General features: G+C 69.3%; 22 protein-coding genes and 2 pseudogenes. 13 read left to right on the forward strand and 11 right to left on the reverse strand.

The annotated features are described in order from the left end of the window. Positions 1-16: 16 nt before the first annotated feature. Positions 17-1,447 carry a M14 family zinc carboxypeptidase gene (locus tag ABT288_RS13450; protein WP_351606262.1) on the reverse strand — a complete coding sequence of 477 codons (1,431 nt, stop codon included), beginning with the start codon at positions 1,445-1,447 and terminating at the stop codon, positions 17-19. Between the two features lie 437 nt (positions 1,448-1,884). Further along, complete coding sequence (locus ABT288_RS13455; protein WP_351606265.1) at positions 1,885-2,733, reverse strand: LysR family transcriptional regulator; 849 nt, start codon at positions 2,731-2,733, stop codon at positions 1,885-1,887. A gap of 93 nt (positions 2,734-2,826) precedes the next feature. Here ABT288_RS13455 and ABT288_RS13460 point away from each other — a divergent pair, with 93 nt between their 5' ends. From ABT288_RS13460 to ABT288_RS13480, 5 genes are all read left to right on the forward strand, one after another. Continuing rightward, positions 2,827-3,702, forward strand: a complete 876-nt coding sequence (locus ABT288_RS13460) for an NAD(P)H-binding protein (protein ID WP_351606268.1) — start codon at positions 2,827-2,829, stop codon at positions 3,700-3,702. A 990-nt stretch (positions 3,703-4,692) separates the two neighbouring features. Further along, positions 4,693-5,115, forward strand: coding sequence for a hypothetical protein (locus ABT288_RS13465; RefSeq protein ID WP_351606271.1), 423 nt, complete (start codon positions 4,693-4,695; stop codon positions 5,113-5,115). 198 nt (positions 5,116-5,313) lie between these two features. Further along, positions 5,314-5,640, forward strand: a complete 327-nt coding sequence (locus ABT288_RS13470) for an ankyrin repeat domain-containing protein (protein WP_351606274.1) — start codon at positions 5,314-5,316, stop codon at positions 5,638-5,640. A gap of 230 nt (positions 5,641-5,870) precedes the next feature. Continuing rightward, positions 5,871-6,485: a hypothetical protein gene (locus ABT288_RS13475; protein ID WP_351606276.1), complete on the forward strand. Its 615-nt coding sequence runs from the start codon at positions 5,871-5,873 to the stop codon at positions 6,483-6,485. 177 nt (positions 6,486-6,662) lie between these two features. After that, positions 6,663-6,812 carry a hypothetical protein gene (locus ABT288_RS13480; protein WP_351606278.1) on the forward strand — a complete coding sequence of 50 codons (150 nt, stop codon included), beginning with the start codon at positions 6,663-6,665 and terminating at the stop codon, positions 6,810-6,812. A 104-nt stretch (positions 6,813-6,916) separates the two neighbouring features. Here ABT288_RS13480 and ABT288_RS13485 read toward each other — a convergent pair whose 3' ends face one another. Next, entirely contained in the window at positions 6,917-7,480 is a 564-nt protein-coding gene (locus ABT288_RS13485) for a transposase (RefSeq protein WP_351606280.1), read from the reverse strand. An 811-nt stretch (positions 7,481-8,291) separates the two neighbouring features. Between ABT288_RS13485 and ABT288_RS13490 the strand changes: the two genes are divergently transcribed. Continuing rightward, the gene (locus ABT288_RS13490; RefSeq protein ID WP_351606282.1) at positions 8,292-8,615 is read left to right on the forward strand and encodes a hypothetical protein; all 324 of its coding nucleotides are present in this window, start codon (positions 8,292-8,294) and stop codon (positions 8,613-8,615) included. Between the two features lie 344 nt (positions 8,616-8,959). On the opposite strand, the pseudogene ABT288_RS50190 reads toward ABT288_RS13490, so the two are convergent. Together ABT288_RS50190 and ABT288_RS13495 are read right to left on the reverse strand one after the other, a co-directional pair. After that, a pseudogene (locus ABT288_RS50190) lies at positions 8,960-9,214 on the reverse strand (IS630 family transposase); the annotation flags it as partial. A 187-nt stretch (positions 9,215-9,401) separates the two neighbouring features. Further along, on the reverse strand, positions 9,402-9,875 hold the full coding sequence (locus ABT288_RS13495; RefSeq protein ID WP_351606285.1) for a GNAT family N-acetyltransferase: 474 nt from the start codon (positions 9,873-9,875) through the stop codon (positions 9,402-9,404). A gap of 267 nt (positions 9,876-10,142) precedes the next feature. Between ABT288_RS13495 and ABT288_RS50195 the strand changes: the two genes are divergently transcribed. Next, on the forward strand, positions 10,143-10,718 hold the full coding sequence (locus ABT288_RS50195; protein WP_450861386.1) for a helix-turn-helix domain-containing protein: 576 nt from the start codon (positions 10,143-10,145) through the stop codon (positions 10,716-10,718). Between the two features lie 271 nt (positions 10,719-10,989). Further along, complete coding sequence (locus ABT288_RS13505) at positions 10,990-12,051, forward strand: alpha/beta hydrolase (protein ID WP_351606287.1); 1,062 nt, start codon at positions 10,990-10,992, stop codon at positions 12,049-12,051. Positions 12,052-12,421: 370 nt separating this feature from the next. Here the strand turns inward: ABT288_RS13505 and ABT288_RS13510 are convergent, their stop codons facing one another. Together ABT288_RS13510 and ABT288_RS13515 are read right to left on the reverse strand one after the other, a co-directional pair. Further along, a complete protein-coding gene (locus ABT288_RS13510; protein WP_351606290.1) occupies positions 12,422-13,270 on the reverse strand; it encodes an ABC transporter permease in 849 nt (282 codons plus the stop codon). Beyond that, entirely contained in the window at positions 13,267-14,178 is a 912-nt protein-coding gene (locus ABT288_RS13515) for an ABC transporter ATP-binding protein (RefSeq protein ID WP_351606293.1), read from the reverse strand. The genes ABT288_RS13510 and ABT288_RS13515 overlap by 4 nt, the downstream gene beginning before the upstream one ends. Before the next feature lie 132 nt (positions 14,179-14,310). On the opposite strand from ABT288_RS13515, the gene ABT288_RS13520 reads away from it, so the two are divergent. Further along, positions 14,311-15,591 (forward strand): sensor histidine kinase, encoded by a 1,281-nt coding sequence (locus tag ABT288_RS13520; protein ID WP_351606295.1) that lies wholly within the window; start codon positions 14,311-14,313, stop codon positions 15,589-15,591. After that, a complete protein-coding gene (locus ABT288_RS13525; RefSeq protein ID WP_351606298.1) occupies positions 15,588-16,259 on the forward strand; it encodes a response regulator in 672 nt (223 codons plus the stop codon). The genes ABT288_RS13520 and ABT288_RS13525 overlap by 4 nt, the downstream gene beginning before the upstream one ends. A 935-nt stretch (positions 16,260-17,194) precedes the next feature. Here the strand turns inward: ABT288_RS13525 and ABT288_RS13535 are convergent. Both ABT288_RS13535 and ABT288_RS13540 read right to left on the reverse strand, forming a co-directional pair. Next, positions 17,195-17,452, reverse strand: coding sequence for a patatin-like phospholipase family protein (locus tag ABT288_RS13535; protein ID WP_351606427.1), 258 nt, complete (start codon positions 17,450-17,452; stop codon positions 17,195-17,197). A gap of 9 nt (positions 17,453-17,461) precedes the next feature. Next, positions 17,462-18,319: an SDR family NAD(P)-dependent oxidoreductase gene (locus ABT288_RS13540; RefSeq protein WP_351606301.1), complete on the reverse strand. Its 858-nt coding sequence runs from the start codon at positions 18,317-18,319 to the stop codon at positions 17,462-17,464. An 88-nt stretch (positions 18,320-18,407) separates the two neighbouring features. Between ABT288_RS13540 and ABT288_RS13545 the strand changes: the two genes are divergently transcribed. Beyond that, complete coding sequence (locus ABT288_RS13545) at positions 18,408-18,992, forward strand: TetR/AcrR family transcriptional regulator (RefSeq protein ID WP_351606303.1); 585 nt, start codon at positions 18,408-18,410, stop codon at positions 18,990-18,992. Between the two features lie 209 nt (positions 18,993-19,201). Then, positions 19,202-19,389: pseudogene (locus tag ABT288_RS13550) on the forward strand (IS5/IS1182 family transposase); the annotation flags it as partial. Between the two features lie 132 nt (positions 19,390-19,521). Here ABT288_RS13550 and ABT288_RS13555 read toward each other — a convergent pair. Both ABT288_RS13555 and ABT288_RS13560 read right to left on the reverse strand, forming a co-directional pair. Beyond that, the gene (locus ABT288_RS13555) at positions 19,522-20,370 is read right to left on the reverse strand and encodes an NmrA family NAD(P)-binding protein (RefSeq protein ID WP_351606306.1); all 849 of its coding nucleotides are present in this window, start codon (positions 20,368-20,370) and stop codon (positions 19,522-19,524) included. Then, a complete protein-coding gene (locus ABT288_RS13560) occupies positions 20,367-20,792 on the reverse strand; it encodes a nuclear transport factor 2 family protein (RefSeq protein ID WP_351606308.1) in 426 nt (141 codons plus the stop codon). The genes ABT288_RS13555 and ABT288_RS13560 overlap by 4 nt, the downstream gene beginning before the upstream one ends. A gap of 86 nt (positions 20,793-20,878) precedes the next feature. On the opposite strand from ABT288_RS13560, the gene ABT288_RS13565 reads away from it, so the two are divergent. Beyond that, the gene (locus ABT288_RS13565) at positions 20,879-21,487 is read left to right on the forward strand and encodes a TetR/AcrR family transcriptional regulator (protein ID WP_351606311.1); all 609 of its coding nucleotides are present in this window, start codon (positions 20,879-20,881) and stop codon (positions 21,485-21,487) included. Positions 21,488-21,598: the final 111 nt, after the last annotated feature.

The following is a 21,598-nucleotide window of genomic DNA, read 5'->3' on the forward strand; positions in this document are numbered from 1 at the left end:
GGACCCACCCTGGAGGTCAGCGGCGCGCGTCGGACGTGGTGGTGTAGGGGGCCGCTGCATGCTGGGCGGCGTAGAGGAGGGCCGGTTCGATCTTCGGCCAGAAGTAGCTGTCCTGGCAGGAGAACGGCGGAGTGAAGCCGTCGCAGCCGACGCCGTCGCTGTCGCCGATCTCGATGGTGAAGCTGGCCAGGCCGAGCTTGTCGTACGTCCAGTCGTCGGTGCCGCCGGAGGCGTTGTAGAGGATCTCGCCCGCCTGGCCGTACTGGTAGCCGGTGAGCGAGGCCATGTGGGCGGCCAGCGCGCGCAGGGCGGTGTCGTTGCCGGTGTGCACGGTGGAGTCGTACTCCCAGGGGAAGAGCACCATGCTGGCGTCACTGTGCATCGTGATCATCATGCCCTTGGCGTTCGACGGGGCCGGGTCGGCGTCGCCGGTGCCGGTGCGCACCGCCGGGAACAGCTCGCGGAAGAGGCTCTCCAGAGCGGTGTTCTCCACCTCGGAGTCGGCGGCCGGGCCGCCGTAGGTCTGGTCGCACGCTGCGCTGGAGGTGCCGGAAGCGTCCCAGTGGGAGCCGGTGTTGCGGTTGAGGTCGACCCCGATCTGGCTGTAGGCGCTCACCCCGCACCGGGAGCCGTGCGAGTCGTCGGCGTTCTTGCGCTGCAGGACGGGGTTGTCACCGCCCGCCGCGACCATGTCGACGCCGTCGGGGTTGGCATCGGGCACCACCCACATCTCGGTGGTGTCCATCAGCTTGGTGATCGCCGAGTCCTTGCCGTAGTTGCTGGTCAGCGCGTCGATCCAGCGCCACGACATCTCACCCGTCGTCAGTTCACGGGCGTGGATCTGGCTCATCAGGAAGAACCGCGGCTTGGCCGAGTTCGGGCTGAGGGCGCAGTCGCCCGTCTGGATCTTGGTGATGCATATCGCCTTGAGATCGCGGCCGCCTCGCCCCCGCTGCTTCAGCCACGACCGACCATAGGTCACCACCTTGGCGAGATCGGGGTGTTGGGAGGCGGTGTCGTCCAGGTGGGAGTACTGCGCGGTGACCGTGTGGTAGCCGCCGTCGAACGTGTCACCCGCGGCGGCGCGCGTCACCGCGGTGGGGGAGGGGATCGCCTCGGTGAGCGTGGAGGCGATGGCGGGGGTGAAGCCGAGCCGGCGCAGTCCGGCCGCGGTCGACGTGTCGCCGGAGACGAACAGGCTGTTGCCGTCCCGCTTCTCCAGCAGATCGTATCCGGAGTCGGCGAGGCGCTCGGCATCGGCGAGCGGATGGCGCGTGGGCACACGGTAGATGACGACCGTACGGTGCCCGCCGTGGGGGCGGCCGGTGGTGGTGGCGTGGCCCGCTGTGGCGTCCGCGCCGGTGCCGGCCAGCGCCGCCTGCGGCAGCAGGGCTGTGGCGACGATGACGGCACCGGCGGTCAGGCCCGCCAGGCGTTTGTATGCCATGGAGGTGACCTTTCGTGGGGGATGGACGCATCCAATATGGCATGTTCATGGTGAGAACGACATGGCTGGTGCGGTGCGGCCCCGGGTTGTCCTGAACGCGGGTGCGCGGGTGCGCGGGTGCGACGAGGAAGGCGCGAGGTGGCGCGTGCGGCGCCGGATTGACGAGGAGTCAGCGCGGCGGCCGTGACGACGGCCGGGCACCGGGTGCGGTCAGCCGCGCACGTGCAGCCCGAAACCCGTGGGGCCCGCGCGCTCCACGCCCTACCCGGCGCTCGGCGCGGTCTTCCAACGCATGGCCCAGCGGGCCTGGTTCAGACGGTTGACGCAACACGACGAGCGTCGTCAGTTCGCGGAGCCTGATCCAGGCAGTGGCCGAGGGTGCGACCGCCCAGCGCACTCCTCCCGGCAACGACACCAGCCCTCGGTGGCGCGCACCACTATCCGTGCGCTCCGCCCACCGACGTCGCTATGCGGACCAGCGCCGCCGTCGCCCTGGAACGGGACTGTTGAGGCCAGGCGATCGACAAGGTGGCCGGGGGTGCGTCCGGGACCTCGCGGTACGCGATGCCCGGGCGCGGGTATCGGGCGCACACGGATTCCGGGAGCAGGGTGACGACGTCTCCGAGTTCGACGAGCTTGAGCAGTTGGGCGAGGTCCTGGATCGCGTACCGGTCGACGATCCTGTCGAGGTGGCGGGACAGGCATCCCTGAGTGTTGTGCTCGCTGCGCGGGAGACCGAGGTCGGCGAGGGCGATACGGTCCCTGGCGGCCAGTGGGTGGTTGGCCGGGAGAGCGGCCAGGCGGCGTTCGACCGTCACCAGCTCCGTGTCGAGACCGGTGCGGTCGAACGGTTCGTAGATCAGGGCCGCGTCGGCTTCGCCCCGACGCAGCAGGCTGGGCTGGTCGCGCCAGCCGGAGAGGCGGATCGTGACCGGTTCGGCCGCGGGTTCGGTGGCGTACCGGGCGAGGATGGACTCCAGCAGGCCTCCATCACCGTCGGCCTTCACTGCGAGCACCAGCTTCGGCTCGGCCGCGCGTTGTGCCCGGCGCCCGGCCGCCTGCAGGGCGTCCAGCGCGGTCCGCGCCTCCGCGAGCAGTACGGTGCCGCACGGGGTCAGCGTGACGCTGTGCGTGGTGCGTTCGAAGAGGGTGACGCCCAGCTCCGCTTCGAGGTTGCGGATGGCGCGCGACAGGGGAGGGGCGGAGATGCCGAGGCGTTCTGCGGCGCGGGCGAAGTTGAGTTCCTCGGCGACGGCGACGAAATAGCGCAGCGGGCGGGACTCCACGGCCTGGCACCTCCGATTGGTATGTCCGTGAGGGTAACAAGCAGGATCCCTGCGATCCTTCCGTCCTGCCGGGCCGGATCAGATGCTTCTTCCATGATTGTCATCACCACTCCCACCGGCCAGATCGGCCGACAGGTCCTCGACGCCCTGCTCGACAGCGAGCAGCCGGTCCGCGTGATAGCCCGTGACCTCTCCCGGCTTCCCGCCCGGGTGCGCGAGCGGGTCGACGTCGTCCCCGGCTCGCACGGCGACCTCGATGTCGTCATGGAGGCGTTCGCGGGCGCGGACAGCGTGTTCTGGGTCGTCCCGCCGGACTCCCGGGCGGACAGCGTCGAAGGCCACTACCTGGACTGGACCCGTCCCGCGTGCGAGGCGATCACCCGTCACGGCGTCAAGCGCGTCGTCGCCGTATCGACCCTGGGCACCGGGATCGAGAAGAACGCCGGGCACCTGACGGCGTCCCTGGCCAAGGACGATCTGATCAGGTCCACTGGGGTGAGCTTCCGGGCGCTGGGGGCGGCGGCCTTCATGGAGAACCTGCTCTGGCAGGTCGAGGCGATCAGGAACCAAGACACGTTCTTCCTCCCGTCCGTGGCGGACCGGGTCCTCGCGACGATCGCCACCCGCGACATCGCCGCGACGGCCACGCGGCTGCTGCTCGACGACTCCTGGAGCGGGCAGGACGGCGTTCCGCTGGTCAGCCCCGACCGCATCTCCCCCGACGACATGGCTCAGATCATCTCCGAGGTGCTGGAGCGGCCGGTCCGGTACCAACAGGTGCCTCTCGACGCGTACAAGGAGACGGCTGTGGGCCGCGGGGCCAGCGAGGCCTGGGCACAGGGCCTGGTCGACATGGCCGCGGCCCAGATCGCCGGCGCGTACGACGCCGAGCACCACTCCGCCGAGCCCTCCCCCACCGGTTTCCGCCAGTGGTGCGAAGAGGTGCTCCGGCCGGCTGTTCTGGCCTGAGAGCCGTGGCGGCCGTCGGTCTCGGCGTGGCTTTCGGCGTCTCAGCGGATCACCGGGTATTCGTCAGCCGTCATAGGAAGGCGGACAGGGCCTTTGCCGCGTCAACCCAGGAGTCCCCGGTCGCGCGCTGCCGGGCGGGTCAGTCCGAGCAGGCCGGCGAAGACAGCGGGACGATGTTGCATGCCGGATCTCTCGTGATCTCGAAGGGGTGAGGAGTGGGTGCTTGGCCCTTTGCCGATGCGCGGCGGCCTGGTGAGGACCCCGCCGTGGCCTTGTGGCCGGGCGGGGTTCGCGCTACGCGGCCGGCCGGCCGGTGTACGGCAGCGGGTGGGGTGGCGGCGTCGTAGGTGTCGGGGCTGGGCTCGAGCCGCTGTGGCAGGAGTCGCGGCAGCCCTGGGGGAGCAGCGGTACTGGCGCAGGGCACTTGTTCTCGGGGTGCGGCATTCGGGTCCGGGAGCCGAGGCTGCGGTCGCTGGAGGCCGTGCGAGGCCTTGAGGCAGTGGAAGTGGCGGTTCCCATTCGTGTCGGGACCGCCACTTGTCGGGTGCAGAGTGTCAGGCCGCGCGGACGGAGTGGGAAACGTTCGGGTGGATGCGCATCGGGTCACCGCGCAGTCCTAGGCCCGCGTCTGGTGGGTCCAGCAGGCGTGTCTCGGCGCTTGTGGTCGATCGCGGCCCGCCGGCGGTGACCGGATCACCCGGTGAACCGACACGGACGTGCTGAAACCGCGGTGCATGGCGCAGCGTCTTGATGCCCAAGGCCGGGAGAACGTGTCGGAGTCACGCCATCTCGGGCCTATGCGGATGTATCAAGAGAGGCTGATTCGACATGACACGCCGGAACCGTTCCCTGTACCGCGGCGCCGCTCTGGGGATGGCCGCTGCCGCAGTGGTCCTGCTCACAAGCTGCACGCAGAACAGCACCACAGCGAACAGCAGTTCTCCGAACGCGAAGCAAACGCCTTCCTCATCGGCCGTAGCATCCACGACGGTGGGCACGTCGACCGGGCACACCGCTGCCGGCTCCTCGGCCAAGACCGGCGGCTGCCGGTCGCTGCCGGCGTCGCCCACTGTGAAGGCGAGCGTCACGGCGGCCTACCGCAGACAGACCCAACCGCCCCTCACCCACATTGCTCCGGTCAAGGGCACGTTTTATTACGGCAGTTGCGGCGGCGTGCTCTACGCGGGAACCCGCTTCCACCTCATTGCCGGCAGCACGGAGGCGGAGCAGGTCGCCCTGCAGGACGACGGAGCCGCGATGAAGTACTTCGTCGATCGCACCGGAGCCGGTTGGCGCTACGTGGCCAGCGACAGCTTCCCCGCCGGCCCTCGGGGGTGTGCCGCCATCGCCCAGATCCCGGCCCACCTGGCCGCCCTGTGGAACGACTGCCAGTCCACGGCAGGCCACGAGTGACCTCTGAAGCGAAGTAGCCCATGCCCCGATCGCCGTCAGCGGCGCCGACGAGGAGGACCGTGCCCTCTCGTTTGCCCACGGTGCCGCGGTAGCGCTGGACGACGGTCGTACCTGGCGGTGTTCACATCGCCGGTTCCTGGACGTGGGGGCCGGGGGTGCCCCTATGCCCTTCGTCAAGCTGTCGTGATGATGGGTGGCATGTTGGATGAGGGCCGTGGGCCGGGACGTGAGAGCCGCCAGGAGTGGACGCCGCTGCACTTCGCGGCGGACGAGCAGGATGCCGCGACTGTGGGCTCTCTTCTGGCCGCGGGTGCGTGGGTGGATGCCCCGGATGGGCAGGGTAATACGCCGTTGTGGCAGGCGGTGTTCACGTATCGAGGTGATGGTGCGGTGCTGTCGTTGCTGGTCAATGCTGGCGCCGATCCCGACAGGGGCAACCTTCATGGTGTGAGCCCGCGGCGTCTTGCCGACTGGCGCGTCGGTTCGGATGTCGTGGTGCATCTCGGCCAACGTCCCGCCTTCTAGGGCTGTTTCTGCAGGTCAGCCCGATTTGGCAGGGTGGGGTTCGTAGATGGTTCCGTCGCGGAGCATCGCGAAGAGGACGTTTCGGCGAGCAGGTGCTCCCACCCTCGAGCACCGGGTGGGGAGACTCAAGGCTCTGGCCGCAGTTCCGTGAATCCCGGCTCTGCCTGGTATCCGACGCTGCCGTCGGTGCCCGCCACCTTGGAGCTTGGACAATCGGTACGCTGACCCCCATGGGGCTGGACATCACGGTGATGATCGCAGACTGGTCATGGCTGAGGGAGGTTCCGCCCCGGGAGCGGCTGCCGCGGCTGCGGAACGCCTGGTATGCCGATGAGACGGGGCTGTGGGATCACGACGCGCCGGAGGTCGAGGGCGACTGGGAGTGGCCACGGGGACCCAACAGCGCCTTCTTCGCTGTATACGAGTTCCGGCACACCTGTGGCTCGTTCAAGGCGCACTTCTGGGCCGGGCAGCGGTGGGAATCCGTCCGCGACCATGTTGATCCCCTGGTGCGGGCCGAGCTGGACACGTTGTTGCTCGGGTTGATCTGGATCGGGCTGGACGGTGAGGCGCAGCACACGGATCCGGACTGCTTCAGCGACGACCCCAGCGTCTATGGGCTGCTGCTCGCACAGCCGCCAGACGCCGTGAGGGAACTGGCTGCGACCTGGGAGCGGGTACGGCCTCGCCTTGACAGGATGCAAAGAGCCTTCACCGAACATGCCGCCGATCCCGAAGGATGGGTCGGCAACTTCGGCGCGTTCACAGACCTGCTGGCGGAGTGGGGCCACGTCCTCACCGAAGCCGCCCGACGAGGCTGGGGCGTCGTGGGGCTGAGCGAGTAGAGCAAGGACGTCCCTTCGAAACCGGGCCTCAACCGTCCTCTTCGCCACGGCAGAAGAAACCCTGCCGGAAAGATTGCCTGTTTGCGCCACTGACCTGGGGATTCGAAAATTTTCTGACCGCGATTCCTCGTGTCCTGCGGTCCACGGGGGAACCCTGGAGTCAATGGGCTCGGTCTGGTGGTGCGGGTACAGGAGGTCGCCGACCGCGCGGTGACCCGGCCGGTCATGGTGGCCCGGGCCTGGGCCGACCGGTGCACCGACGACTGGGAAGGCGCGATCCCGGAGTGTGAGTGGGTTGGCCGTCAGTGGACCTACCCGAGCCACTGAGAGCACTTGCCCTGCCCGGGCACACGTCGAATTGGCGTGGCTGGCAGCCTCCCTTCTAGCCCGGGCCGCTCTCTCGACGAAGCTCGGCCCAGAAGCCGTGAAGATCACGGGCGGGTGAGGATTCGGATCCGCAGGAGCCGGAACGAGGCCTGGCCGTACATGGCTCGCTTGATCGTTTTCACGCGATTGACGTGGCCTTCGACCTTGCCGGAGCTCCATTCGTGGGTGAGCCCGGCGGTGACGGCGTCGAAGTCCTGGCGGAGGAAAGCGGCGAACTTGGCGACGGGGGTAACGTCGGATTGTTCGGCCTGGCGGATCCAGGCGGGCAGCAGTTGGCCTCGACGGTTGCGGACGAGGTCGGTGAAGGCTCGGTCGAGGTCGCAGGCCCGCGCGATGTCCGGGCAGGCGAGGCGGGCCTGGTCAAGGTGCTCAATCTCCCGGGCGCTGAGGAGGTCTCGGTTGCGCATGATCCATGCAGTGATCCGGCGCGGGCTCGGAATTTCCGTTGGTGCGGCCGGAGCCGTGCCGGCTTTCAGGGTTCGCAGGTAGGGCGTGAGTGTCGAGTAGCCGCCGCGGAATCCGCGTTCGCGGATCTGCTGGAACAGCGTGCGGCCGCTGGTGGTGTCGGCGGCGTACTGCTGCTGCAGGTACGGCTTGAAGGCATCCAACTTCTCGGGGCGGCGGTCACGGGCGCTGTCGAGGAGGGCGGTCGCTCTCGGGGGCCACCGAGGATCGCAACGGGTCGGCACTCCACAGCGGGTAGGACCGCAGGGCTGTGGCGGTCGCCCTCTGGAGCGACCGGGGATCGCAGCGAGGTGAACTGGCGGCGGGCGTGGCGGTGGTCCTTCGGTGCGACCGAGGATCGCGACAGCGAGTATCCGGCCGTCGGCGCTCAGGTCTTCTTCGGGTGGCGGCCGTTCTCCAGGACAACGCATCGCCCCCAGGCCTGGCCGGATCCGGATCTTCCCCGCGGGCGCGGGGCTGCAGACGTGGACGTTGCTTCCGGCGTTCTTCGCGTCGGGACCATCCCCCGCGGGCGCGCGGAGCACCTCCTGCCCTGAGGTACGCCACTGCCGTGTAGACCAGTTGAGGTTATCGGCAACGAAAGCAGCGAAATTCATCGGGGTTGGCAAGACGGATGCCGAGGGTTTCTGACTGAGAACTGCTATCCGAATGACTTCAGGAATCGCCGGCAGAACAGCGCGCATCGTAGTTGAGGGCTGGATGGCCCATGCCGCCTTTGTGTACGCGGTGCGGCCACACGGGTGGTTCTGCGCGGAGCGCCTATGCCCGCAGCTCGGCCTTGCAATGCCTTGACTGCACAGGGAACTTGGATCAGCCGCCGGACCGACGCCTGTGCTCGTTGATCAGACGATCCGGCGTGCCGACGAGCAGGTATAGGACATTTACCCATTAACCTCTCGTCACCTTATGACGTGGCGGATTCCGCTCGAGTCCGTTCCAACACCCGGAGAAGACATGCGCAAGCCTCGCAAGACCGTTGTCGTGACCGTCCTTCTCGGCGCTGTCGGCTTCCTCGGCGCCGGTACCGCTTACGCCCACGGCGACGGGCACAAACACGGACACGGTCACGGGCGCGAGCACGGCGGTCGAGAGAGCCAGACGGTCCGCATCAGCCAGAACACGTCATGCACGACGGCCGAAGAGAACGTTGACGTACAGGGCGAGTCCGGTTTCGAGAACGGCCGGGAAGGCAACTACGACAAGGGCTCTCCCGGCACGCAGAACACCAACGTCGGCTCAACCCTGGGGTGCAACAACACCATCGTGTTCGGCAGGTAGCTCACATGGGCCTCGGCGCCGAACCACACGCCCCGGCGCCGGGGCCCGGACCCGGGGCCCGTTAAAGCAGCATTCTCGTGCGTAGGCGTGGGCAACGTGGGTGGCGCTGCTGTCGGTGGCTGCAACCGCTGGTAGTGCACACTGAACGCCCAGGGGCCAGAAGCTGCCCAGCCGGGTGGCCGTCAACGGCTACGTCCTGGCCTGCGGTGGCGACCCCGAGGACTTCAGCCAGGGCTGGCAGGCCTGCCGCCTGATGGCCGCCGGGCTCTACGGCGATTCGTGCCGCCAAGCACTGAGTCGCGGGGAGCGCACCGGCCCCTCGCACCGGCCCCTCACACCGTCCCCGGTGCACAGGGCGGCAGCTGGTGGACAGTCAGCCATGAGCGGGGCGGCGACCAGCTCACGCATGGTGCGACTGGCATGCGTGTTCAACATGCGTGTTCAAGTCGTCCCACACCAGAACGATGGGGCCCGCCGAGCTGCTGGTGCGCGGCATCCAGCAGGCGGGTGTAGTCAGTGTCGGTAAAGCCCTTACGGCGGCCCTTGGCGGGACCACGGTCGAGGTGGATGCGGTAGATCAGCCGGGGCCGGTGGCCGGCTTGGCGCAGGCCAAGCGGAGCCGCTCACGCCGAGCCGCTCACGCCGAGCCGCTCACGCCGAGCCCGTTCCTCCGCGGTCAGCCCCCTATCGGGATGCCTCACCCCTCCGGCATAACGCGGCCCACGAAAGCCCGTCACGACCCGACGTAACCCGCACGGTCAAAGATCTCTAGTGACGGCCGGTTGGTCAGGGCCGTGAGATGTTGAGCGGCAGATCTCGGTGGAAGACGGCCATGGCCCTGCCGGGGCCGTTGTAGTCGTCGACGATCTTCGCGTCGAAGCCGAGGCTGCGATGGAAGGCGATCGAGCCGGTGTTCTCGATTGACGTGATCGCCTTCAACTGCCTTGCACCATGACGTTCCGCTGCTTCAGCGAAGGCCGCATACAGACGACGCCCGAGGCCGGTGCCGCGGGCGTCGTCCCGCGTGGCGATCAGATGCACGTATCCGGTGCCGTCCGGGGTGACGAACCCGAAGATGTACCCACGGATTCCGTCCTCGGCTCGGGCAACCAAGCAGGTAGAACCGAATTCCTGCACCAGTGCCAGAAGGTGCAGCGACCGAAGGTCGCGTTCCCCCCAGTAACGGGGGTGATCAGTCAGGACCTGGTGGAAGTCGGCCACCCCGGCCGGTGCGATATGTATCCCCATAATGACGATCATGGCAGGCGCCTTGGCCGTTGCAGGCGAAGGTCCGCACGCGTTGGGTAAGTCGTGACGCAAGCCTGGGCCCGTGGGGCCTGTCCCCACCCTGCCCTCGGCGGGGTCTCCCGCGCACATGGGGGCGAGTTGGTCGAAGAACTCGCCCCCAAGTGGCAGGCCGCCCGCGAGTCGGCCTTGCGTGAGCGGCGGGGCGGGGACCGCAGGCGGGCTGTTGGTGCCGGGCCCAAGCAACGACTGGTCTTCATCGACCGGCTCCTGGTCACGCTGGTGCACCTGCGGCTTGGGCTGCCGCACGCCGCTCTGGCACAGATCTACGGCGTGGACCGCTCCACCGTCTCCGCAGCGGTCCGAGAGGTCCGCCCGCTGCTGGCGGCCCGCGGCTTCGCTGTCCCTGATCGTCTCGGGCTGCGGCTGCGCACGCTGGAGGACGTATTCGCCTACGTCCAGGCGGAAGGCGTGGACCTGCGGATCGAAGGGACCGAGGTGCAGGTCCGCCGGCCCTCGCGCGGCTCGCCCCGGCCGCAAGGCGTTCGTCTCCGGCAAGAAGAAGCCGAACACGGTCAGGACCGGACCACCACCTTCGGAGGCTTCTTCCCGCCGTCCTCGGCGTCCTGGCCGACGACACCGGCATCGCCACGGTGCTCGTCTTCATCACCGCCGCCCTCGCCGCCTCGCTGCCGCCGCACAAACGCACCGATAAGGAAGTGCACGGGGGAAGACTCCCGAACGCGGACGAACTCTACGACGAGGCCCTGGACCTCCCCGGGCTCAGCGGCGCCGGCCGAGCGCGTCCCGTCGGCCCGGGACCTTCCGGAGACAGGCCCTGCCGACGGCGCCGCCTGACCGGCCGACGGCCCGCGGTCACGTCTTCAGGCCCGGCCGGAAAGCCCGGATGCCCGGCTCTGGCCGTGATGCGAGCACCCCGGGTCCCGCAGGCCGCCGTCGCCCGTGCACACCGCCCTCCGACGATCACTCGCCGTGTCCTGTCCCGTCGGACGGAACCGATGATCGCCGGGGCCCCTCTAGCCAAGTAGCCGACATGCGTGGTCATTGCGGACGCTACAGCCGGTATCGCCCGCTTCACTCTCGTTCAGTGGTCCAGAAAGGTGGTCGTGTGTCTCTCACCGGAACGCCGTTCTTCGTCGCCCTCATCGTCGCGACGGTCGTGGCGATGGTCGGCACGATCGCCCTGTGGGCCAGGATCCGCGGGCCCAGGCCGGTGCGTTGGCTGGCGCACGCCGTGATGATCGGCTTGTGCCAGCTCACCGCGATCAGCGTCGTGGCCACCTGGATCAACAACAGCTATGGGCTGTATGCGTCCTGGGACGACCTCATGGGCAACACGGACAACACCAACGCGGTCGCGATGCCAGGGCCGCCGGTGCAACGCGCGAAGTTCAACCACAGCACCAAGGGCGGTGTCCTGGACACGTACTTCCACGGCCAGAAGTCCGCCCTGTCCGGGCAGGTGCTGGTGTGGGAGCCGCCGCAGTACGACGAGCCGGCCTACAGGAACAAGCGGTTCCCGGTCATCATGCTGCTGCACGGCGTGCCCGGATCCCCGGAGTCCTGGCTGGAGCACGGCGGCATGCCGGGCGCCTTCTCGGACCTGCTGAAGCAGAACAAGGTGCACCCCTTCATCCTGGTGATGCCCGTGGTCAACCCGGGCAGTGTGGACACCGACTGCACCGACCTGCCCAACCGCAAGGTGGCGACCTGGATGTCGGTGGATGTCCCGGACCTGATCAGCCACAAGTTCCGCACCCTGCGGGGTGCCGGTGGCTGGGGTGTGATGGGCTTCTCGACCGGCGGCATCTGCGCCGCGAAACTGCCCCTGCAGTACCCGAAGGTCTTCGGTGCGGGCGCCGCTCTCGACCCCGACCCGCTGACCGGCGACGAGTCCGTCCTCCCGGACCCGACCGTGCGCCGGCTCAACAGCCCGACCTACCTGGTGCGGCGCACGAAGTCCCACGTCAGTCTCTTCCTCTCCACCTCACGCGAGGACCGTCTGAGCCCGCCCTCCTACATCACGCAGTTCCAGGCGGCCGCGGCGTCCTCGCCGGTCACGGTGCGCACGCTGTTCCTGCCGAACGGCGGCCACAACTACAACACCTGGTCCGCGGAGTACCCGCCGGCGTTCGCTTGGCTCAGCCAGTGGCTCTCCGCCCCGCACTGAGCCCGCTGCGGGGTTGGCTCAGCTCGTGATCGTGTGGCGGTAGGCGGTAGGCGGTAGGCGGCAGCGAGGTGAGTGAGGTTGGCGGTGTGTCTCTCGCCGGGCAGGGGCTGTACGCGCAGCGCGCCGGGCGCGCATGGCCACGTGGTGTCGGCTGGTGGTGAGGGTGAGCCGGGGGCCATGGCCGGGTAGGTCACCGGCTGCTGGACCGGGTGCGGCGGTGGGCGGGGGAGCGGGACGGTAGTGCTCCTCGGCGAGGTGGTCCAGCGCAATGGCGTCGGGCTGCCGGATCGGTACCGGTCCCGTCACAGAGCGCGGTTCCCGTTACTGCACCACCAGCCCGCGCCTGAGAAAAGGCCCGGCGGAGCACCGCTCACTGGTCCCGGTGGTCCGAGGTAAAGATGGCCAGGACCACGGCGACCAGTGCCCAGACGGCGAGGACGATGCAGGCGCCCGTCACCGTCCACGGCCACATCGTCGTGGTGGCCTGCTCGTAGCCGATGCGCCGCCATGCCTGAAGGACCGTCATGTGCAGGAGGCTCACGGTGAGGTGCTTCTGACTGTTCAACAGCGAGGGAAGGACAAAGAGCAGCGCGCTCGTGGCCACGATGGTGAGTACGCTGTGCCGGATGACTGCGCCCAGTCCCATGCCCACGAGTGCGGACACCGGAGCGAGTAGCGCGGACGCGACGAGCAGGCGCACGACACCGTGATGGCCGAGGCCGACGGCGGCGCCCTGACCGGCCAGAATCACCTGGGCCGCACCGAACGAGACCAATGCCAAGGCCACACCGAGGACGGTCGTGGTCACGGTGACCACCGCTGTTTTCGCGGCCATCACCGAACGGCGAGCCGGGACGGCCGTGAAGGTCGTCCTGATCATGCCGGTGGTGTACTCACCGAGGACCGTGATGGCGCCGATGGCGCCCACCCCGAGAATCAGCACAGTGGCGGCGCCGGTGGGGAACGAGTCGCCCACCGCGCCGAACATGCGGAAGTACTCCCGGTGCCCCTCGTCGTAATGTGTGAAGTTCTGGGAGTCACCATAGGCGGCAGCGACGGTGACCATGAGGACCCCCGCCACTGTGGCGGCGAAGGCCCAGGGAGTCGAGCGCAGCGACCACAGTTTGATCCACTCGGCAGCGAACAGGTCGGTGAAGCGGGCCTTGGGCTCCGGGGCCGGCACGTTGGGCATCACGGTCTTGGTCGTCGGCGCGGTCACTGGGTCTCTCCTGCGAGGTATTCGACGCTGTCGGCGGTCAGCTCCATGAACGCCTCTTCCAGCGAGCCGGTGTGGTTGGTCAACTCGTGGAGCAGAATGCGGTGCTGGAAGGCGATCTCGGCGATCCGGTCCGCGCTGAGCCCGACCACCGTGAGCTGTCCGTCTGCCTCGCGCTGGACCGATGCGCCCTCAGTGCTCAGCAGCGGCGACAGGCACGCGGCGGCCGCTGTGCGCACCGACACGCTCCGGCCGGCCCCGCGGGCCGCGAACTCCGTCACGCTCTGCGCGGCGATCAGCTCACCGCGGCCGAGGACGATGAGCTGGTCGGCGGTGTGCTCCATCTCGGACATCAGATGGCTGGAGACGAGGACCGTACGCCCCTCGCCGGCCAGTCGGCGGAACAGGCCACGCACCCAGTACACGCCCTCCGGGTCGAGTCCGTTGAGCGGCTCGTCGAAGAGCAGCACCGGCGGGTCACCGAGCAGTGCGGTGGCGATGCCGAGGCGCTGGCGCATGCCGAGGGAGAAGCCGCCGATGCGCCGGTCCGCCGCGTCCGCGATACCGACCTCGCGCAACACCTCGTCCACCCGACTGCATGGGATGGCGTTACTGCGGGCCAGCGCGCGCAGGTGGGCCCGGGCGGTGCGCCCGCCGTGCATGTCACCGGCGTCCAGCAGTGCGCCGACATGCCGCAGCCCCCGGGGCAGCGAGCGGAATGAGCGGCCGTCGATGGTGACGGACCCGCTGGTGGGGGTGTGCAGACCGAGAATCAGCCGCAGTGTGGTGCTCTTGCCGGCTCCGTTGGGGCCGAGGAACCCGGTGACGTGACCAGGGCTCACGGTGAAGCTGAGATTGTTGACCGCCGGCTTCCTGCCGTACCGCTTCGTCAACTCGTGGACTTCGATCATGTTCTCAACGGTGCCCGGGCCGGGGCCGGGCGGCATCGGACCAGAGCTGACACTCCGTCGCGGCACCGCTCGACCCTGGTTGTACAACCGTGGTCCGATGCCGGCGGGAAGGCACCTGGTTACGATCACCGCATGTCCGTGACGCCGGCCCTGCCCCTGCTCAAGCGCGTACCACCGGGCGCATGGACGGCCCTGGCCTGGTGCGTGTCGGTCGCGTACCCCGCAGTTGTCCTCGGGCGACTGGACCATCCCATCTCCCGGGCGGGCGGCGCCGCCGGGCACCGGGACTGGTCGATCCTGGCCGCCGCGTCCCTTGTCGCATTCGGCGCCGCTGCCCTGCTGCGCCGACGGCCGCTGCTGTCGATCGCCCTGCTGCTCGTCGCCACGCTCGCGGTGACGGACGCGACCCACGCGAACGTACAGCTGCCATTGACCGCGCTCCTGGCGGTCGACGTCGCGCTCTGCCTGGTAACGGCCGCCCAGCCTCGCCCGACGTCCCGTACGGCCCTAGCCCTGGTGCTGGTCCTGCTGATCGTGCATCTGAGCCTGACCCCCGACAACACCGTCGGGTTGACGACCGCCACATACGATGATGTTCCGGCGCCGGGTACCGTGTTCGTCGTCGATCATTTCCAGCTGACCACCAGCCTGCCGCACATCGGCGTCTCTGACGAGGGCGTCCTGGCCGCCGTCATCGCCTGGCTGGTAGGCCGGTCGATACGCCAGTCCCGCGAGCACACCGAGGTGTTGAGCGCCCAGCTGGCCGCGCAGGCGGTCACGGCCGAACGGCTGCGGATTGCCCGGGAGATGCACGACACGGTGGCGCACAGCATCGGCATCGTCGCGCTGCAGGCCGGTGCGGCACGGCGGGTCATCGACAGCCGGCCGGACCGTGCGCGCGAGGCGTTGGCCGAGATCGAGACCGCCGGACGGGAGACGCTGTCGGGGCTGCGCCGGATGCTCGGCGCGCTGCGCCAGACCGAGCACGACACGGACTTCGAGACCAGCCCGCTGCACCAGGCGCCGGGACTGGCCGACCTGGACCGGTTGGTCGCCGCGACGACCGCTGCGGGCGTGCGGGTCGACGTCCGATGGCAGGGCGAGCGGCGCCCGCTGCAGCCGGACGTCGACCTGGCGACCTTCCGGATCATCCAGGAGTCGATCGCCAACGTGGTGCGCCACGCTGAGGCCACCTCCTGCCACGTGTCCATCGACTGCCGGAAGAGCGGCCAGGTGGCCGTCGAGATCACCGACCGGGGCCGCGGCCGCGGCAGGACCCCGGGCAATGGATACGGCCTTGCCGGGCTGCGCGAGCGGGTCACCCTGCTGCACGGGGAGTTCCACGCCGGCCCCCGGACCGGCGGCGGCTTCCGAGTCTCGGCCCGTCTGCCCGTGACGGGCGGAGCGCGATGAGCGTCCGCGTCGTGCTGGTCGACGACCAACCGCTGGTACGGGCCGCCCTGGAGATGGTCATCTCCGGCACACCCGACGTCGAGGTCGTCGGAGAGGCCGGAACCGGTGCGGAGGCAGTCCAGCTGGCCGAGGAACTGCACCCCGACGTGGTGGTGATGGACATCCGCATGCCCGGCATGGACGGTATTGAGGCCACCCGCCTGGTCACCGCGGGCCCGGGAGAACCACGCGTGGTCGTGCTGACCACCTTCGACGACGACGATTACGTCTACGCCGCGCTGCGCTCGGGGGCCTCCGGCTTCCTGGTCAAGGACATGGCACTGGACGACATCCTCACCGCGATCCGGGTGGTCGCCGCCGGGGACGCCCTGATCGCACCGAGCGTCACCCGCCGACTGATCGCAGAGTTCGTCGGACGGCCCGAGGTTCCCCCATCCACCCCTGCTCCCGCGTTCCGGAAGATCAGCAACATCACCGACCGGGAGCGAGAAATCCTCACCCTGGTCGGACGTGGCTTGTCCAACCCCGAGATAGCCGCCGAACTGGTCATCAGCGTGGCCACGGTCAAGACGTACATGACACGGCTGCTCGCCAAGCTCGACGCCCGCGACCGGGTGCAACTGGTCATCCTCGCCTACGAGACGGGCCTGGTGACACTGCCCCACTGAACATCGCCCGGGTTCCCCCACCTAAAGTGACCGTCGCCCGCGAGCCTGACCCTGTCGCGCGAAGTACGACGCCGGCTCAGCGCGCTCGGCTGGTCCTGAACGCCGCCGTGCTGTGGACGACCCGCTATTCTGGACGCCGCTGTCAATCAGCTGCAGGCGCTGCCCGCCGATCAGCGCGAGCACGAGGTCGGGGGTTGAGGAACATCCATGTCAGATCGTGCGCCAGGCCGATGTCGGCCCTGGTGGGCGGCTGACGGCGCGTCGGCCGCAGGGTCGGTCGGAAGTCGTCCCATGGATAACACCCCAATATCTGCGGTAGCTTGATCCGTCACCTGCGGTGGCGTTCTCCGCGCCGTACTTGAAGCGGCACTGTTGTCTGTGGCAGGGAGGACGCGGTGCCCGCCGTCGTACAACAACTGCCCGCCGGGAAGGCATTGACCGTCCGCGCGCGGCCGACGTGTTCCTCGATGCGCTCGGCAACCGGAACAGGTCCGGAACTACGGGTTCGGGGCGGGCAAGACCGCCGAACAGCTCGGCGAGGCCCCGCCGCTGGCGTCGGTCGCGGATGACGTGATCGGCGAGGTCCTCGAACTGCTCAGGAGCGGATCCCCGCGACTGTCCACGATGCGGCGGAGATTGGCCTTCCACCCGGCGAGCCGCTCGGCTCCATCGTGCGGTCGTGGCGCAGGTGCGTACCCGAGGCGGTGCGAGAGTACGCCCATCGCGCGCCGTGCCTGGCGAGTCGGCAGGCGAGCTTCTGGTCTTCGAGGCCCCCGACGAACGACTCGCCGAATCCGGCCGGCGCGGCCCGCTCCAGGAACCACCGATGGCCGCCTGGCATGTTCCAAGGCTGAATGCTGGTTCGGCGAGCGCGGGGTTCATCACGGCTGGGCCGCCCGCGCCCAGTGCGAACACCTCGGGGGAAGGTTCCACGGTCAGCAGAGCAACGCCTGACGCGCGCGGTTCGGCGATCTCCTGTCCGACCGTCTGGAAGGCTGCGAGTGGCTGGTCCAGGGGGAAGCACGACACTGGTCAGCGGTCACGGCCTGCCCCATCCTGGCGAGCGAGCGCACCGTGCCCGACAGGTCGGCTCCGCAGGCCAGGAATGCCCCGACCAGGGCTCCTGCGGAGGTGCCGACGACGAGGTCGGCACCGAACAGGTCGCCGTAGGCCTCGGCCGGCCCGGTCAGCAGGCCGGTCTGTCAGCCGATCCCGACGGCGCCGCCGCCCAGCATGGCAGCGTCCCCGCCCAACGTCATGCCCTCTCGGCGGTGAGGCGGCCGATGGCCCTGATGACTTGCCGCCGGGTGGCCATGCGGCGGGCGAGGAAAGCCATCACCCGGTTCGCACTTCCCACGATGACGCTGGGCGGCGGGTTCCTGCGGTCCAGCGCGGCCAACGCGGTGCGGACCACGTCGACCGGCGAGGCCAGCTTCGTTCCCCCGGCAGCCCGATCTGTCCCCGCGACTTCGAAGAACTCGGTTCCGGGTGGCGCCGGGGGACAGGGCGAGCACCCGCAGCCCGGTGCCGCGGGACTCCTCCCAGAGCGCCTCGGTGAGGCTCAGCACGAACGCCTTGGTCGCCCCGTACAGCGCCATGCGCGGGTTGGGCTGGTAGGCGGCCATGCTCGCCACGTTGACCAGCACCCCGCGACCCGCCGTCCGCAGCTGTTCGATGAAGGCGCGGCTGATGTCGGCGACCGCGGTCACGTCGACCGCGATCTCCTGACGCAGCCGTACCGGATCCGTCTGGTGGAAGGGGCCGAAGCTGGCGAACCCGGCGTTGTTGATCACGCTGGTGACGTGGAGGCCGAGTCGCTCCAGCTGCTCAGCCAGTGCCTGCCCGGGGTGGCCGGTGGTCAGGTCCATTGGCAGCACGTGCACCTGGACCCGATGGTGCGCGCGCAGCTCGGCGGCCAGCGCCTCCAGACGTTCTTGGCGGCGGGCGACCAGCACCAGGTCGGAGCCGCGGGCGGCGAGCTGGCGGGCGAACTCGGCGCCGAGGCCCGCGCTGGCGCCGGTGATCAGTGTGGTCTGGCCGCGGTAGTCGACGGCTGTCATTGGCTCTCTCCTTTGTGCAGTCGCTGCCTTTCTGGCAGTTAATGCCAAGTAGGCGGTCGCTGTCCAGGGGAGGGTAGACTTGGTTTCCATGACGACGTTGTGGGACCGATCGCGGCAGGTCGCCGTCCAGGAGATCCTGGACACGGCGGTTCGGCTGTTCGCCGAGCAGGGCTACGAGCAGACGACGATCGCGCAGATCGCGCGTGAGGCGGGGATCTCGCAGCGCTCCCTGTTCCGCTACTTCGGCACCAAGGAGGACCTGGTCTGCGGGGACCAGGAGGCACTGGGCGAGCTGCTGAGGCGGACCGTCGAGCAGCAGTCGGCCGGGGTATCCGTCTGGGACGCCCTGCGGGCCGGATTCGAGGCGATCCTCATCGCCAACCACACCCAGGAACGGGCGCTGGAGCTGTCCCGCCTGATCTTCGAGACCCCCTCACTACGCGCCCGCTACATCGAGAAGCGGCTGCGCTGGCAGACCGAACTCGTCCCGATCGTCCAGGCCCGCCTGGACACCGGCTCCGGCCCGTCCCCCGACCCGCGCGCCAGGGCGATCGTCGCGGCGGTCTTCGCCTGCGTCGACACGGCGACCGAACTCTGGGCCGAGAGCGAAGGTCGACTCGACCTGGCTGACCTCTACGACCAGTGCCTCGCGGCGGTCCGGGACGGCAGCTGAGACGCGCCACTACCGGCCAATTGCCTTGATCGCGCATGGCTTCCTCTGCCGCCGGTAGCCGGAATCGGAAGGCCCGCCGACGAGAGTCGAGGTGCTCCCTGCTGCCGGTGTGAACGGTCACGCAATTGCACGACCGTCCACACCGGCACACCAGGGCGAACCCGATAACCGCAGCCAGCACGTCCGCACCGACGTCGCCGTGAAGACACGTCACCCAGCTGATCCCGCGGCTCCAGGCCGTGCCGCCGGTGCGGGGCAAGCGAGGTCGGCCCTCGACGCCGCGCGGACGCGGTGCGCCCGCCGCGGCACCGGGCATGGTTCCGGCCTGGGCACCCAACGCTGGGTCGTGGCCTCAGCGTTCGCCCATGTGCAGTGGTTCTGTCGCCCGTCCTCGCGAAGAAGGCCGGAACCGAGATCATGACCTACGAGCCCACCGGGCAGGGTGGGACAGCGTCGTACCCGGGCCATGAAGGGCGTAGAACGAGATTGCGCAGGGTCTCGAACCAGAACTGCTGATCGTCCTGGAACATCAACTGCCGCATCGCATCTCCCTTTCCAGGACGGCGCGGAAGGTGCGCGCGGGCCGACCGGTGAGGCGCTGGACGGTGTCGGTGACGCGGTCCTCGGCCCCCTCGGCGATGGCCCGGTCCATGCCGGCCAGCATGGCGGCGAACTCCAGCGGCATGAGCGCGGCGAGGCGATCGCGCAACTGCTTGTAGGACAGCCGGCGGTGGGCGACGGGCCGGCCGGTGACCTCGGTGACGATCGCGGCGATGTCGTCGTAACCGAGCGCTTCCGGTCCGGTGAGGACGAGATCGGTGTTGGGTGCCTGCTCGTCGGTCAGGGCGTGCATGGCGACGGCGGCGATGTCCTCGGCGTCGACGAAGCCGACCCGACCGCTCCCGGTGGCGGTCCAAAGGGTGCCGTCTTCGCGGATGCTGAGGGCGTGCGTGTGTGTGCCGGTGAAGTTCTGCATGAACCAGGAGGGGCGCAGTACCGCCCACTGTTCGAACAGGCCGGGCAGGGCCTGGTGCACCATCCCCACGGCCGGGCCGCCCGCGGGGATCGCCGAGGAGCTGAGGAGCACCGCGCGGTGTACGCCCGCGGTGCGGGCCTGCCCGAGGAGAGGCAGCATGATCGCCGCCGGGTCGGGGTCGCCCGGCGGCGGTATGAGGTAGACGCGGTCGGCTCCGTCGAGGGCGGCCTCGTGGGTGGCGGGCTCGTACCAGTCGAAGCGGACCGGCTCCGCGCCCGGGACCGGGGTGGCGTGCCGGCTGGCGGCTTTGACCCGGTGACCGGCGGCTGCCAGCCGCGCGGCGGTGCGGCTGCCGGTGGTGCCGGTGGCGCCGATGACCAAAGTGGTGCCGGTGGTGGTCATCGACCGCTCCCCACGAAGTCGGTGCCGGGTTCGAGGACGGCGAGGGGGTTCCAGTAGTCGCGGTAGGAGATGATGCGCCCGTGCCGGACCGCGACGACGGCGATGTAGGCCATGTCGAAGGGACTGTCGGTCTCGACCAGGCGTCCGACGCCGCGCATCTCGACCACGATGGTCTCCGGATCGGTGGTCTGGTGGATCCGCAGGTCGGGGAAGTCGTGCAGGTCGATGTGGTCGGGGTAGGGGCGCATGTAGGCGGCAATGGCCTCCCTGCCCTCCAGCCGCTTGGGCCAGCCGTGGGGGGCGAAGGGGAACTCCATGACACCGTCCTCGGCCCACAGGCCGACCCATCCGGGAATGTCCTTGTCCAGCAGCAGCCGCAGGCTGTGGCGGTACAGGTCCGCCGGGGAGGTTGATACGGGCATGGGTATCCTCCGTCCCATAGAATCCGGACCCCGAGTCCGGTTCGACAATACGGACCCAGGGTCCGCTTTGCAACCGGAGGAACCGCATGCCAGAGCGCAAGCCCCGCAAGGACGCCGCCCGTAACCGGGAGGCCGTCCTCGCGGCCGCCGACGCCCTCTTCGCCCGCCACGAAAGCCCCGAGGACATCACGATGGCCGATATCGCGGCAGCGGCCGGCGTCGGCAAAGGAACGCTCTTCCGCGCCTTCGGCGATCGCACCGGGCTGCTCCGCGCTCTGTACGAGGCGCGACTCGAACCGATCAGGGAGGCCGTGGAGTCCGGGCCGGAGCCCCTGGGGCCCGCCGCCCCGCCGCTCGAGCGTGTACCCGCCCTGCTCGACGCCCTCCTGTGCTTCAAACTCGACAACCGCCGCCTCGCGCTGGCCCTGGAGGAGACCGGGAACGGCAGCCCGTACCAAGCAGAGCACTATGAGCGATGGCACGGCCTGCTCCGAGCCGTGCTGGAGCAGATCCCCGACGTGACCGACAGCGACTTCACCGCCCATGCGCTCCTCGCCGCCACCCGAGCCGACCTCGTCGAGCACCTGAGCGGACAGGAGCGCGTGCCGCGCGGTAGAATGCGGGCGCAACTGGCGAACTTCACCACCAGAGTCCTCGGCTTCCGCGCTCCGCAGTCCTTGATCGCCGAGGACTGACCGGGTATCGGGCGGGCTCCCGCGCACATGCCTCTCCGCCGGACCCCCATCGAAAGCAGGCCGCCGTCGGACGCCCGTTGACCGTCGATCCCTCAGCAGAACTCGTCCTCA

It is taken from the genome of Streptomyces sp. NPDC001093 (genome assembly GCF_040298985.1).
GTDB lineage: Bacteria > Actinomycetota > Actinomycetes > Streptomycetales > Streptomycetaceae > Streptomyces.

Coding starts and splice junctions, on each gene's coding strand:
- ABT288_RS13450 (WP_351606262.1), bottom strand. CDS start 1,447: ATGGCATACAAACGCCTGGCGGGCCTGACCGCCGGTGCCGTCATCGTC.
- ABT288_RS13460 (WP_351606268.1), top strand. CDS start 2,827: ATGATTGTCATCACCACTCCCACCGGCCAGATCGGCCGACAGGTCCTC.
- ABT288_RS13470 (WP_351606274.1), top strand. CDS start 5,314: ATGTTGGATGAGGGCCGTGGGCCGGGACGTGAGAGCCGCCAGGAGTGG.
- ABT288_RS13475 (WP_351606276.1), top strand. CDS start 5,871: ATGGGGCTGGACATCACGGTGATGATCGCAGACTGGTCATGGCTGAGG.
- ABT288_RS13490 (WP_351606282.1), top strand. CDS start 8,292: ATGCGCAAGCCTCGCAAGACCGTTGTCGTGACCGTCCTTCTCGGCGCT.
- ABT288_RS13495 (WP_351606285.1), bottom strand. CDS start 9,875: ATGATCGTCATTATGGGGATACATATCGCACCGGCCGGGGTGGCCGAC.
- ABT288_RS13515 (WP_351606293.1), bottom strand. CDS start 14,178: ATGATCGAAGTCCACGAGTTGACGAAGCGGTACGGCAGGAAGCCGGCG.
- ABT288_RS13520 (WP_351606295.1), top strand. CDS start 14,311: ATGTCCGTGACGCCGGCCCTGCCCCTGCTCAAGCGCGTACCACCGGGC.
- ABT288_RS13525 (WP_351606298.1), top strand. CDS start 15,588: ATGAGCGTCCGCGTCGTGCTGGTCGACGACCAACCGCTGGTACGGGCC.
- ABT288_RS13540 (WP_351606301.1), bottom strand. CDS start 18,319: ATGACAGCCGTCGACTACCGCGGCCAGACCACACTGATCACCGGCGCC.
- ABT288_RS13545 (WP_351606303.1), top strand. CDS start 18,408: ATGACGACGTTGTGGGACCGATCGCGGCAGGTCGCCGTCCAGGAGATC.
- ABT288_RS13555 (WP_351606306.1), bottom strand. CDS start 20,370: ATGACCACCACCGGCACCACTTTGGTCATCGGCGCCACCGGCACCACC.
- ABT288_RS13560 (WP_351606308.1), bottom strand. CDS start 20,792: ATGCCCGTATCAACCTCCCCGGCGGACCTGTACCGCCACAGCCTGCGG.
- ABT288_RS13565 (WP_351606311.1), top strand. CDS start 20,879: ATGCCAGAGCGCAAGCCCCGCAAGGACGCCGCCCGTAACCGGGAGGCC.